Source organism: Tunturiibacter gelidiferens (assembly GCF_013410115.1).
GTDB classification, from domain to species: Bacteria; Acidobacteriota; Terriglobia; order Terriglobales; family Acidobacteriaceae; genus Edaphobacter; species Edaphobacter gelidiferens.
The window spans coordinates 497,618-511,615 of sequence record NZ_JACCCV010000001.1 but is presented as its reverse complement, the minus strand read 5'-3'; the positions used below and the strand labels follow the sequence as shown (position 1 = coordinate 511,615).

Annotated in this window: 9 protein-coding genes; 3 read left to right on the top strand and 6 right to left on the bottom strand. The window is 56.7% G+C overall.

The features are described from left to right. The 3 genes from HDF12_RS02215 to HDF12_RS02205 all read left to right on the top strand — a co-directional run bounded on the left by HDF12_RS02215 (position 1) and on the right by HDF12_RS02205 (position 3,598). Positions 1–606, top strand: a complete 606-nt coding sequence (locus HDF12_RS02215) for a hypothetical protein (RefSeq protein WP_179580886.1) — start codon at positions 1–3, stop codon at positions 604–606. Between the two features lie 392 nt (positions 607–998). Next, positions 999–2,294 carry a class I SAM-dependent rRNA methyltransferase gene (locus HDF12_RS02210; RefSeq protein ID WP_257025311.1) on the top strand — a complete coding sequence of 432 codons (1,296 nt, stop codon included), beginning with the start codon at positions 999–1,001 and terminating at the stop codon, positions 2,292–2,294. Positions 2,295–2,422: 128 nt separating this feature from the next. Further along, on the top strand, positions 2,423–3,598 hold the full coding sequence (locus HDF12_RS02205) for a BaiN/RdsA family NAD(P)/FAD-dependent oxidoreductase (RefSeq protein ID WP_373563832.1): 1,176 nt from the start codon (positions 2,423–2,425) through the stop codon (positions 3,596–3,598). Between the two features lie 28 nt (positions 3,599–3,626). Here HDF12_RS02205 and HDF12_RS02200 read toward each other — a convergent pair whose 3' ends face one another. The 6 genes from HDF12_RS02200 to coxB form a co-directional block, all read right to left on the bottom strand. Beyond that, positions 3,627–8,252 carry a choice-of-anchor D domain-containing protein gene (locus tag HDF12_RS02200; RefSeq protein ID WP_179580883.1) on the bottom strand — a complete coding sequence of 1,542 codons (4,626 nt, stop codon included), beginning with the start codon at positions 8,250–8,252 and terminating at the stop codon, positions 3,627–3,629. 371 nt (positions 8,253–8,623) lie between these two features. Next, positions 8,624–9,943 carry a deoxyribodipyrimidine photo-lyase gene (locus HDF12_RS02195; RefSeq protein WP_306457987.1) on the bottom strand — a complete coding sequence of 440 codons (1,320 nt, stop codon included), beginning with the start codon at positions 9,941–9,943 and terminating at the stop codon, positions 8,624–8,626. A gap of 205 nt (positions 9,944–10,148) precedes the next feature. Beyond that, positions 10,149–10,484, bottom strand: a complete 336-nt coding sequence (locus tag HDF12_RS02190; protein WP_179580879.1) for a cytochrome C oxidase subunit IV family protein — start codon at positions 10,482–10,484, stop codon at positions 10,149–10,151. A gap of 39 nt (positions 10,485–10,523) precedes the next feature. Next, complete coding sequence (locus HDF12_RS02185) at positions 10,524–11,288, bottom strand: cytochrome c oxidase subunit 3 (protein ID WP_179580877.1); 765 nt, start codon at positions 11,286–11,288, stop codon at positions 10,524–10,526. Next, positions 11,281–12,954: a cytochrome c oxidase subunit I gene (locus tag HDF12_RS02180; protein WP_179580875.1), complete on the bottom strand. Its 1,674-nt coding sequence runs from the start codon at positions 12,952–12,954 to the stop codon at positions 11,281–11,283. The genes HDF12_RS02185 and HDF12_RS02180 overlap by 8 nt, the downstream gene beginning before the upstream one ends. After that, positions 12,951–13,994, bottom strand: a complete 1,044-nt coding sequence (gene coxB, locus HDF12_RS02175; protein WP_179580873.1) for a cytochrome c oxidase subunit II — start codon at positions 13,992–13,994, stop codon at positions 12,951–12,953. The genes HDF12_RS02180 and coxB overlap by 4 nt, the downstream gene beginning before the upstream one ends. Positions 13,995–13,998: the final 4 nt, after the last annotated feature.

Below are 13,998 nucleotides of genomic sequence, written 5' to 3'. Positions count from 1 at the left end.
ATGCTCCCCGACGGGATAAGAAGCCAACTTTCAAAAGATGCCGTAGATGACTTTCGGCAGGCTGGAAGATGCCTTGCTTTCAATCTGGGAACTGCGGCCGCATTTCATATCGCAAGAGCAACCGAGGACGTTATCAGGAAGTATTACACCGTAGTTGTCGGAACGGTTCCTCCTGTGAAAATGCGGAGTTGGGGCGTGTATCACAAGAATCTCAGCAAATGCGCAAAATCCAACTCGAAGGTTTTGGGTTGGCTTGACCACATCAAAGATGAATACCGAAATCCGGTACTACATCCAGACGAGACCGTGACTCCTGATGGGGCTTTGGTGTTTATCAACGCATGCAGTTCGCTCATCATTACGATGGTGACAGAGATTGCACGTCTCCAAGCAATAGCGACGGCTGAAGCCGAAGAGGCGCAATTAAAATTGGCCATTCCGGAGGAAAATCATGACCAAGCAATCGCAGCGATTACCGAAGGGTACAACAGGGGACTGCTCGGGGGCATTCGACCAAGCGATGAAGAAAATCCTCTCGGTCTCGAAGCAGGAACTCCAGAGAAGCAGAAGAAATCCAGAGCCGGGTGCCCCATATCTCGATTTTGAGATGTGGGCATTCGCGCAAAGCGCGAACCGCTGTCCCAGGCTTAGTCGCGACACCAGCCTCTTGCCATCAACTCAAATCTGGACCACCAAACCTGTCAACCCCCAAAAACGCGAATCACCGCGTCAATCCAGCACATTCGCGTGGCGTATGAGTTATCCTCCAACCGCTATACTGGAACCAGAGAGATGAAAGGCTCCATAACGAGCCGGGCCCTTTCTTACCATCCCGTAACCCGTTTATTTGCAATATTTTGCAGCTAAACCACTTAGAATCAATAGTCTACAGACACAATACCCCTCCAAACGACTGAAACAAAACAACTTCCGTCCAAAATACCCCGAGGGGAGAGGGGGAGGGGTCTAGCGACCATGAAACGCTATGCGACCATGGAATGATGCCTAGAAAAGTAGAAGATCGGGCCCCGCGAGTCGTCGCGGCCCAGCCCCACGGACCAGCCGCAGCCATCACCCGCCGCGCCGCGGACCGGTTGAGAGCCGGACACCTCTGGGTCTATCGCTCGGACATAGAGTCTCTGGTCCCCCCAGTCGGAGCCACCGACCTCCAACCCGGGGCCCTCATCACGGTAATGGATAGCCGAGGCATCCCCCTCGGCACCGGCCTCTACAGCGCAGCCTCGCAGATCGCAGTAAGAATCGTCTCGAACGAAGCCGCCTTCACCCGAGTCGCCTACCTTGACCAGGTACGCGAGCGAGTCCTCGCCGCCCTGGCCCTCCGAGACGAAGTAGCGCCCGAGTCCATGGAAGACGACGCCTGCCGACTCATCTTCTCCGAGGCCGACAACCTCCCCGGCATCGTCGCCGACCGCTACAACGACCTCGTCATCCTCCAACTCCTCACCCAGGGCACCGCCCAGGACGACGTCCGCCACCTCCTCACCGAAGTCCTTCGCGACCGATTCCGCCCCGACACCGGCGGCATCACCCTCTGGGAGCGCCCCGACCCCAAGATCCGCGAACTCGAGCAACTGGCCCACCCCAACCCCGGTCCACTCCACCACCCAAACACCACCGAAACACCACAACTCACCACCATCTTCACCATCAACGGCCTTCGTTTTCACTTCGACGCCAGCTCTGGTCAGAAGACGGGAGCCTTCCTCGATCAGCGCCTCAACTACGCCGCCGCAGCCCGATACGCAACCGGCTCCGCGCTCGACATCTGCACCTATCAGGGCGGATTCGCCCTCCATCTCGCGCAACACTGCCGCAGTGTAACCGGAGTAGACGCCAGCCGCAGCGCCCTCGAAGTCGCCGACCGCAACCGCGAGCTCAACCCCGATCTTCCCGCCCAGGTCGAGTGGATCGAAGCCGACGCCTTCGAGCTCCTCCGCGAGTACGAATCCACCGGCCATCAGTACGACACCATCGTCCTCGACCCACCCGCCTTCGCCAAGTCCAAACGCGCCGCCGAAGGCGCCATGCGCGGCTACAAGGAGCTGAACCTCCGCGCCATGAAGATGCTCCGCCCCGGCGGAACCCTCATCACCTGCTCCTGCTCCCACCACGTTCCCCTGCAGGAGTTCACCGAGGTCGTCTCCTCCGCCGCCTCCGACGCAGCCCGCCGAGTCCAGCTCCTCGAGACCCGGGGGGCCGCCCCCGATCACCCCGCCGTCCTCACCCTCCCCGAGACCAGCTACCTCAAGTGCCTCATCTGCCGGGTGGGGTAAGAAAAAAATATCCGCAAAATCTCCTCACCCAAATCAATCGGAAGGAGCGCCACATCTGCTCAGACGGAGACGAAATCTAAGATCATGCAAGCGAAAACCTCCAATAAAGAATGACAACGAGACCGCACGTGGAAAAGATTGATGTCGTAGTACTAGGCGCGGGCGCAGCCGGAATGATGTGTGCCATCGAAGCCGGCAAGCGCGGGCGCCGGGTAGTTCTGCTCGATCACGCCGAACGCGTCGGAAAAAAGATTCTGATCTCAGGAGGCGGCCGCTGCAACTTCACCAACATTCACTGCCGCCCAGAAAACTTCCTCTCAGAGAATCCCCACTTCGCGAAATCCGCCCTAGCTCGCTTCACGCCTTCAGACATGATCGCCATGGTCGAAAGACACGGCATCCGCTACCACGAAAAGACGCTTGGACAACTCTTCTGCGACCGCTCTGCCCACGACATCATCACCATGCTGGAGCGCGAATGCGCAGAGGCGAGTGTTCGCATAATTCTCGGCGCTATAGCGATCTCCGTTCATCGCAATGACCACCTCGAAGTTCACACCTCGGATACGGTGTTTCAATCCGAATCCGTAGTCATCGCCACCGGTGGCCTTTCAATCCCCAAGATGGGCGCAACCCCATTCGGCTACACTCTGGCCGAACAGTTTGGCCTGCGTGTCGTAGAGTGCCGGCCCGGCCTGGTTCCCCTCGTCTTCAGTGCAGAAGATCGCGAACAATGGTGCGACCTGGCAGGTGTCTCAGCTGAGGTCGTGGCGCAGTCGGGCACCCGCCCCCGACGAGGAAACTTCCGCGAAAAGATGTTGATCACCCATCGCGGACTGAGCGGGCCCGCGATTCTGCAAGCATCGTCCTACTGGAGTCCGGGTGAGACCGTGACACTAGACCTCGCACCCGATTTGAAAGTACTCGCTCCCTTGCTGGCAAAAAATTCGCGAAGAGATGCGGCCGCAGCGATGAACGCCGTACGAGCTGTGTTGCCGGCCCGCATGGCAGAACGATGGGTTGCGCTCCATAATCCAGACGACTGGACGAACGCATCTTTAGCGGCGCTAGAACAGCGTTTACACCAGTGGCGTCTGTTGCCGGCAGGAACCGAAGGCTATGCCAAAGCCGAGGTCACAGTGGGGGGCGTTGACACCGCAGAACTGGATGCCAAGACGATGCAGAGCCGCAAGGTACCAGGTCTCTATTTTGTTGGTGAGGTCGTCGATGTAACAGGATGGCTGGGAGGATACAACTTCCAATGGGCGTGGGCCTCGGGAGTGAGCGCAGGCGAGTCTGCCTGAACATCGCAGGATCGAAACCTCCTAGGATTTACTGAACGATCAGTGTGAGATTGACACTTCGCGTCAAGCCAGCGCTTGTCGCCGCCGCAACGACAGTATAGGTTCCCGCCGTCGTCACCGGGCCTGACGGTGCACCAGGATTCGATCCACTCGTCAGAGGAATCTCCCGTCCCGCACCACAGCCACTCGCAGCGATCAGTAAACACAGCAGAGCAAAACCGGCCACGCTTGTGCGGCGCGCTGGTCGCAGCACCAGCAACCCGAACGGGAACAACGTCGCAAATAAAAGTATGCCTGGGCGGTTGATCCAAGAGCGAATGGACGGCGACGCTGGGGCGACGCCCGTCAACACACTCACGGATACGGTAGTCGTACCGCCAAGCGGAATGCTGGAGGGCGTGACGTTACAGTTTGAGTTAGCAGGTATTCCCGCGCAGGTGAAAGTCACCGTGCCAGAAACATTTGACGACGAACTGAGTAGCAACGGAAAAACAGCGTTCTGACCACTCGTGATACTAACGCTGGTAATCCCATTCGTGGTGAGTGTGAAATCAACACCTGGTCCAGTAAGTGAAAGTTTCTGAGGTGAATTGCCCGCACTATCCGTCACGGTAAGCGATCCAGAACGCGGCCCACCGACAGTCGGCGCGAAAGCAACCTGTAACACGCACGCAGTATTAGCCGCAACGCTAGCACCGCAAGTGCTGCTATTCGGCAAAATCACAAAGTCTCCCGTAAGCGAAATCCCTTGTATCGAGAGCGGAACACCGACGTTGTTGGTCAGCGTAACAGTCTGCGGTGGAGACTGAAGATCAACACCGGTGGGGGGGAACACAACCGTCGAAAAGGGAGCCAGCGATACACCAGGCGGCGCAACGCCGATACCGTTTAGCGCAACTGTCTGAGTTCTATATTGATCCGATACCGAAAGCACACCGCTGAGCGGTCCAACGTTCTTCGGCGCAAAAATTACATTCATCGAACATGCAGAATGCGGATTCAGCGAATTGCCGCAGGCATTGACTACCGTAAAATCTCCACTCGTAATCTGTGCAGCAATCAGTGTCAGCGGCAGATCGCCCGTATTGGACAGGGTAATCTGCTGTGCAGGACTCGCAGTATCAATCTGCTGTACGCCAAAAGTCAGTGACAGTGGCGAGAGTGCATCAGTCGCAGGAGATGTCCCAACTCCAATCAGTGAAGCCGTCTGGGTTCCCACATCATCGGTCACGGTTAAGGTTCCGCTTCGCGTTCCGGACCCAGTAGGCGTGAATGCAATACCGACTGTACATCCTACCCCCGGTCCGAGGCTCGGACCGCAGGTGTTGACCGTGATTCTGAAGTCTCCGCCTGTTATGGTCGCTCCCTGCAAGCCCACTGCGGCACTACTCGTATTTGAGATTGTGATGTTCTGAACCGGACTGGTTGCGTTGAGAAGTGTCGAAGGAAACTTGAGCACAACGGGATCGAGGACAATAGCTGCCGCGGCCAATCCGGTACCCAATAGTGTCGCGGTCGCCTGGCCGCCGGCAACATTGCCGTATACAGTGAAGATACCGGTACGACTCCCCGTTGCAGTCGGCAGAAAGCTTACCTGAATCGTGCAGGTCAGGTCGATAGCGATAGGCGCTGCCGTACAGTTATCAGTCTCGTTGAAGTCGCCCGTGACCGCCACCAGGCTGACTGTAAGCGGTGCCACTCCTGTATTTGTAACTGTAATAGTTTGCGCCGCAGTCGCCGTACCGATCGACTGCGCGTTGTAAGTGAGCGAAGAGGGATTGAGGCTGATCGTCGGTTGCGCTGCGGTAGATGCCGTAACCAGGGGAATCTGCCATAAACCGCGACCATAAGTTGCAGCGCGCAACTCACCGGTGCGGCCGTCGCCGGTAGCCATCGCTGGCGCAGCCGCGAGTTCGACCACAGGAGCATTCGGCAAATTAGTGCCGTAGACGCTCCAACAATTAGCAGTGGCGCAAGTGGTAACCCCCGTCGTGACATATACACCCGTGTCCATCGCAACATAAAGCGTATTGGCATCGTTGGGATCGACGACGACGCTATTGGCCGGGGCGTCAGGAAGGTTGCTGCTGATGTTGCTCCAATGAGAACCGGCATCGGTGGAGCGATAGAGATGCGCGGCGTTGATCCCATTTCCTGCAAACCCCATAACCGTCGCATAAATGGTGTTCCCAGTCGCATCATGAGGATCCGCTGCGAGGGAGGAGAGATCGAAACCCCCTGAGTTGAAGGCTGTCCCTTGACCATTGGTGACAGGAGAAGTTGCAAGGTCGGTCCAAGTCGTCGCGCTGCTTGCAGTCCCCGCCGTGGTAATGGAATAGAGATGGCCTCCAAAGCTACCACCCCCATCAAGTCTTCCCGCCATTCCGGCGTAGAGAACCGGCGACCCTGCATCTTGCGCAGCCGATGCATTGCTTATGAGTCCACCCGCCGCCAGAGATCGCAGAACAGGATTTGTACTCACGCAGGATGTGCCTTGAGGGCCGCCCAGGAGGCTGCTGATCGCGTTCGACGAAGACCACAAGAACCCATCGCCCGCCGGTCCACGCCACACCCGGCAGGTCCCGACGAGAATATTGGACGGGAGAGCGGGATCTAGCAGCCAGGGTGCATCGATCAGGGAGTCATCTTCGTCGATCTGCTCAGGCCCAATCGTCGGCGTCCCCATAAAATCGGCAGAAGTGCAGCCCGCACCTTTAGAACACTGACGGATACTCACACCGGCAGCAGTGGAGACGTACCACAACAACGGATTTGTCTGGTCGATCCCGACCGTACCGCCTTCGCCCGTAGAAAGCTGCGGCCACGAGCTTGTGCTCGGCGATGCTGTTGCTGCGGTGCCATTCGCGCCTAGACCGACAAGCAGCGTTCCGGCATCGGACGGATGCTGCGCGAAGCTAATGACCTCTGCCAGCGAACCGAGACCGCCGTTGAGGTTCTGAAAGTGAGTCGCGTCATCGGCGGAGCATGGAGTTGACTGTTCATTTACACCGTCGGTGGACCGCCAGAGCCCTCCATCGTTGCCAAGATAAATCAGTGGCTGCGTGGCCGTAGCCAACATCGCAATCGCATGCTGAGCAGGCGCGACCTGCGCGGGAGCGGCACATCCATTGACCGCATTGGTCGTGTCGCGCAGCACGCACCCTGCAGCAAGAGAACAGCGGTAAAGGTCGGTCGTCCCGGCATACAAAATAGTGTCCTGGGTCGAGCCGCTCGGTCCCGACGGCGCAGCCGCCAGCGCAATATTATAGTCTGCTTGTGGCACGACCGCGCTGCCATTGCCGACCTCCAGCGCGGCCGATGGCAACTGCTTGCCGAAGGTGACGCTGCCGTTGCCACAGCTCGCACCCGAAAGACCACATATATCCTGCCACAGACCTTGATCGAGATTGTTCTTATCAACCGTCAGCGCGAACGTATCGCCAGTGTCAGGCTGTACAGCCAAAGCCCCGCGAAAAATCGGGCACGATGTGCTTCCTATCGAGGTTGGAGCTACTGGACAGGCCGCCGTGGTGAGCCCCTGGCCAGGCTGGTTCGCCAGGCGAGTCCAGATCACTCCGTCTGCCGACTCATAGTATCCGTGATAGCGAACCGCAGCGTAGAAGCGCTGACGAATGGGGTTCCAGACAACTGCCGTCGCCGCTCTGCCACCGAGATCTCCGTTAGAAGGTAGAGGAGTCTGGACGGTCTGACTGCCGTCCATGATGGTGGACATCTGCCAGGTCACACCGGCGTCGATCGAGTAGTAAAGCCCCATCACGCTGTTCGTCGCATCCGGCGCGTTGACGAGAACACCCTCCGCCGCCTGCGAAACCGCTGCGACAACAGTGCCCGGAGTCGCTGAACTCCACGCAAAACCCGCAAAACCGAGTCCACTGAAAAGGTGGTTGCCCGCCACACCATCCTGCGAGTCTTGAATGAGCGTCCACGTCACCCCGTTATCGGCGGATCGCAGCAGTCCGCTTCCGTAAAAGGAGTCGGATGCATCGTTAGGATCCCCAGTCCCAGCCAGGATCACGCCCGATTGAACACTGATTGCGCCGATACTGAGCGACGGGATCGCCGCAGTTCCGGCGTTCGCGCTGAACACCGGCAGCGTATCGGTAAGGGGGACGAACGTAACGCTGGCAGATGGACCGGCCGCATTGGTTGACTTCCAAACTCCGCCGCCGGTCGTCCCAAGATAAACGGTATTGCCGGTTGGGTCGGCCGGATCAATCGCAATTGCAGTGACGCGGCCCGTTACGTTGCCATAGGCAATGCTGGCGACCTGATTCGGCCCCACTGCCTGCCACGGCGCGCTCAGACTCGACAGTTGAGGCGAAGCCGCTTGCTCGACCAGCATCCCTGCATGCTTCTGACGAGCCGCATCCATGGCTTGCGCAGCCGGCTCATCTCCCGCAAGAGTACGGCCGCCGAGAAATCGACGCGATCGAACCGTATGCGGAGAGATGGAATTCGCCGAGGGCACAGTGCCTTCGTGCGTCGCAGTTGCAGGTGTAGGGTACCACTGGCCAAGGACGAGAATAGGCGCAGTAAACGTGAGAAAAAGAACAATCGTATAAAAGAAGCGACTCACACCGTGGCGGAGACGATCCGCAAGACGCTCGTGTTGTGAGGATACGACCAGGCCCATAGCGTTTGATCCGCAACTTAAAGACAGCTAACAATGATGCTGCAAGCTGACATAGGATGAGTCAACGCTAGAGCAGGAGAAGTACGACAGACGGTGCCAGAACGGGATGAGGAATCTCTCATAAACATTCTGGCTTTTGGACATCACGGGGCTCTGTGGCCACCTCTTCAAAGTCTTCCACGGCGACGGTGTAACAGGCATCGAACAACGTCCGCTATTTCTCGAATCTACCATCAGCTACAACATCGCCACAATCTCATCATAGTTGTAGGCTTATTAGTCGAAGAGAGGCAGCAGACTTCGACCTGGACGGGCCCCTGAATGGGGTGATGACAAAGGCGTCTGCCGAGAAGACAGCCGCTTCCGAACGCCTAAAACGCTAGCGAACCTTGCTGAGGCAGGACTTCCATCTGTCGAATGTACTCTTTGGAATTGAACTTCTTGCCCGTCGAAGCACCGGACATGTATCGGATTTTGCCGAAGATGGGCCGAGTTCCCCAGGCACGATCGAACTTCCCCAGGATCGCCCACGCAATACCCGCGTATCCGTTAGGATCGCGTCCGTCCAGAAAATACTTATCGTTGAGATAGATCGAGTACTTCATCGCGGTAGCGACGTCCGGCGTCCACTCCAGAATCTTCTTCGCCCAGTACATCCGCAGGTAGTTATGCATCCAGCCATATCGAACCATTTGAATCTGGGCTGCATTCCAGAGATCGTCAAAAGTGTGCGCGTTCTCCAGCTGATGAAGCGTGTACAAATGTTCGCGTTCATCGCGAGCATGTTCGGCGATAGTCGTCTTGGCCCAGCTCTCAGCGCAATCGGGCGAGTCATAGTTTGCCGTGTAGCGCACAAAGTTGACCGCGAGTTCCCGCCAGGCGATCAGTTCGTTGAAGAAGCTGTCGCGTGCAGTCTGTAGCTTCGGATTTGCCTTCGCAGCCGCATCCACGGCGAGAGCAATCGTGATTGGACCAATATGCCCATAATGTAGATACGGCGACATGCAAGAAGTGCCATCGGTCTCCGGATGATTACGCTGCGTGTCGTAATCTTTCAGAAGCTCTCCTGTAAAAAACTTGAGACGCCGAAGCGCAGCATGAGTTCCCCCTTTCCACGCTTCCACCGGCAGAACGGTACGGTCAAGTTCCTTCCAGTCGCGCGTCATGTCCTCATGGACGGAATCGACATAGAATCCTCTAGGCCGCTTCCATGCATGGTCGGCGTGCACATTTTCGTAGCGGTGCAGATACGCGGGCAGCAGACGATAGAGGCGCGGACGAATCGTATAGGCGCCATACTGAGCCTTTTCTATGAGCTTTGAAGGGACCACCACATCCGTATCGACCGTCCAGAACGGGATCTTGATCTTCGATGCCAGATCCTTGCGCCACTGTTCCGGCACGCGCATCGGATTTTCATCCCCAATCAGAAACGCTGCATGCACGTCAGCCAACATCTGCTGGTGCGACTCGCGTGGAGCGCGACGCATCACAAACGTGATATTGCGAGCCGCAAGGTCTGCCTCGATATCCGGCAGCCCTTGATTGAGAAATACGTAGTGGCGCAGATTTGCATGGGGAAAGTTAGAGATCCCGGCAAAATAAACTACAAGGGGAAGGCCGAGCAGGTTCGCCACCTTAGCGGCCAGGTCGACTGCATGATTGTCGATACCGCGCTGCGCCCTTTGCATCCAGTAGACAACGCACCTGCCCTCTGGATCCGGCCCTCCGTCCCGCCGCACTGTCACACGGGAATCTTTTGACCAGCTAATCAATTCTTCCGACAGGGCAGATCGCGCAAAGGGCATAACTCGAGTGTATGGGGTGCTCTAGCCGAAGTTCGACCGCAACAAAAAATGCGACCCGAAGGCCGCATCCTAGTGAAAACCATCTGTACTACCAAAGACCCCACGCGCGGCTGATGTAGTCGCTCATCGTCATCGTGATCAGGACCAGAAAGGTAAAAAATCCTGAAGCAACCGTCAGCTTAATCAGCTTGGACTGATATTTGACGTGCATAAAAAACAGGATCACCACAACAGCCTTGAAGCTCGCGATAGCCAGCGCAACGACCGGATTGAAGATACCCAGATCCACATAGGCCGCGCCCACCGTGATCCCGGTAAAGACCAATAACGTTGCAAAGACGATTCCATAAGTCACCGGCGTAATGATGTGATGGTCAGCGTGCTCCGGATTGATGACATTCGACGGATCATGATATTCGGACATACTCTTCTCCTTCCAGCCAAAACGGAACTACAGTCGCGGCTAGGAGCCGGGGTGTCGGTTGATGAGATAAAGCAAGGGGAACAGAAAGAGCCAGACAATATCCACGAAGTGCCAATACAGTCCGAAGTTCTCGATAGGTGCGACATACCCGGAGGAGAACTCCCCCCGATTGGCGCGCCACGTCAGCCAGAACAAGAGCCCAACTCCCAAAATCATGTGGAACGCATGCATTCCGGTCATCGCAAAATAAAGGAAGAAGAACACCTGCGTCTTCTGCGCCATATCAGGTGCGAGCGGCTTCTCCTTCAACCCATAAGCCTGCGGATTGATGAACTCGGAAACATCGAAGTGCGCTCCCGGGATGTGATGCTTCTCCCATTTCTCATGATATTCAACGGCTTTGATCCCAAGAAAAGCGACCCCGAAAAATGTGGTGAGGACCAGAAAGAGGACGAGAAGCCCCTTCTTCTGTACCTCCGCAGCCCACACCCCAAGTGCCATAAAGAATCCCGAGGTGATCAGGATAGCGGTGTTAGCAGCGCCCAAAGGAATACTGAGCTGATTGGAAGACACGACGAACGCATCGTGATACCAGTTGCGGTACAGCAGGTAGGCGAAGAAGAGCCCACCGAAGAACATAATTTCAGTCAGGAGGAACAACCACATCCCGAACGTGGCAGCCTCGCGCTGCTGCTCTTTCGTTTCAAAATGATGGCGATGCTGCGGAAGAACGACGTGTTCGTGTTCTGCCGCAACCGCGGTCTCGTGCGTGTGTGGATGCGTAGCTACGATCGCGTTATCCAACGGTCGTCACCTCTTGTGCAGTCTTGTGGGCGAGCCACTCGTAGTCATATGCTTCATGGTCTACGACCGGCGTCTCAATAAAGTTTTCGGTCAGCGGTGGCGACTGAATCTGCCATTCGAGTCCGGTGGCCTGCCATGGGTTATTGCCCGCGATCGCGCCATACTTCAGCGACCACCCCAGATAAAGCAGCGGCAGCATGTAGCCGACGCCAAGTACGGTGGCTCCCGCGGTCGACAGAACATTCAGCACCTGAAACTCAGGCGGATAGGCATGGTACCGTCGTGGCATTCCAAGGTAACCAAGAATGAACTGCGGCAGGAAGGTCAAGTTGAATCCGATAAAGGTCGTGACCGCTGCAAGCTTGGAGAGCGACTCAGGATACATGCGCCCGGTCATCTTCGGCCACCAGAAGTGGATACCCGCGAGAAACGCCATCAACATTCCGCCCACCATCACAAAGTGAAAGTGAGCAACGATGAAGTACGTCTCCGTCAGGTGGATGTCCATACCCAGGGCACCCAGAAAGACTCCCGTCATTCCACCGATCGTAAAAAGTCCGAGAAACCCGAAAGCATAAAGCATTGGAGTCTCAAAGGTGATCGAACCCTTCTGCAACGTGAATGCCCAGTTGAAGATCTTGATCGCCGAAGGCACAGCCACAAGCATCGTCAGCAACGAGAACACCAGCGCCGAATAGTTCGAGACGCCCATGATGAACATGTGGTGAGCCCAGACAAAGAAGCCAAACAGAGCAATCGCTACGGACGAGAATGCAACCGCCGTATAACCGAACACCCGCTTGCGACTGAAGGTACTGATGACCTCAGAGATCACACCCATACCGGGCAGGATCATGATGTAAACCGCCGGGTGCGAGTAGAACCAGAAAAGATGCTGGAACAGAAGCGGATCGCCACCTTTGGTCGGATCGAAGACTCCAATTCCAACCAACCTCTCGAGCGCCACCAGAACCAGAGTAATCGCCAGCACTGGAGTGCCAAGCACCATCAGGATTGACGCGGCGTAGTGCGACCAGACAAACAGCGGCATCCGGAACCAGGTCATTCCCGGCGCCCGCATACGGTGGATGGTTACGATAAAGTTCAGCCCCGTGAAGATCGACGAAAATCCGAGAATGAAGACCCCCGTCGCAGCCGTGACCACATGGGTATTCAGGTAGTGCGTGGAGAGCGGCGTGGTGAAGGTCCAGCCAGTGTCTACGCCGCCCAGCACCATGGCTCCAAGAACGACGAGACCGCCAAGCCAGTAAAGATACCAGCTCAACAGATTAACTTTGGGAAAGGCGAGATCTTTCGCGCCCAACATGATCGGAATCAGGAAGTTCCCCAGGGTCGCCGGCACCGACGGAACCAGGAAAAGGAAGACCATGATAATTCCGTGCATCGAGAAGAACTTGTTGTAAGTGTCTGAAGCCACAAGATCAGGCTGAGGCGTCAGAAGTTCGAGCCGAATCAGACCTGCAAACGCACCCCCGATGAAAAAAAAGAAGGTGATCGAGATCAGATACAGCATCGCAATGCGCTTATGGTCGCCGGTAAACAACCAGCTAAGCAGCCCGTCCTCGTTGTTCAGATAATTGCGTTTCGGAATCGTAGCCGTTCTCTGGTCTGGCAGGTTGACGATTGTGTAACTCATTGCACTCATGGCTTCACCACCCCTGGCGTTGTCGGCGCCGTTTGGTTCGACTGTGACGTGGTCAGCGTCTGCTGGACACGGTAGTTGCTCTGCATAGCTTTGATGTATTCGACCAGGTCGATCAAGCCGTCTTCGCTGATCTGCCCCTGGTAAGTCGGCATGATCGGCGCGTATCCGGCCGTGATGTGCTGCGAAGGATTAAGGATCGCATCACGAAGGTAAGCATCATTGACCAGCACCTGCGACCCGCTGGTCAGTTGTAACTTCGAGCCGTAAACACCTGCGAGATTCGGTCCACGAGCAGCCGCACTCCCCGAATGGCATGCGTTGCAGCCCATACTCGCGAAGAGTCTCTCACCATTCTGAGCCAACGACATGCCGCTGGTGGACTCCTGCGTCCACTTATCGTAGTCGTCCGGGCTCAACACGGTAACTTCGCCGATCATTGCGGAATGATTCGTCCCGCAATACTGCGTGCAGAAGATATGGTAGGTTCCTGGAGTCGTCGCCTGAAACCAAACTGTGGAGTAGCGTCCCGGAATCACCTCGCGCTTCACGCGAAAGTCAGGAATAGAAAAGCTGTGAAACACGTCCTGCGAGATCATCGTCAACTGCACAGGGCGGCCAGTCGGCACGTGCAGCGCGTTGATCTCGTGCTGCCCGCCCGGATGCTCAGCCTTCCACATCCACTGCTTGCCGACCACATAGATGTTCATCGCGTTAGTCGGAGGATTGTAGATCCGGAAATACAGCAACGCGCCCCATACGAACACGATCAGAAAGAGAGCGAGGGGAATGATCGTCCAGGTCGCCTCAAGCAAGGTCGACCCTTCCACCTGAATCGCCTCTGGGTGCTTCTCCTTGCGGTAGCGGATCGAGAAACCGAAGACAAGTAAACCCACCAGCGTCAGACCAATCACTGTGATCAACAGCAGGAAGAAGTAGAGCGCGTCAGCGTAGGGCGCAATGGTCGACGCCTCGCGCGGAAAGAGCGCCGAAGCGTTGAGCCACTTCACCAAAAATTGCCACAGGACTGGACTGATATGCATCGTT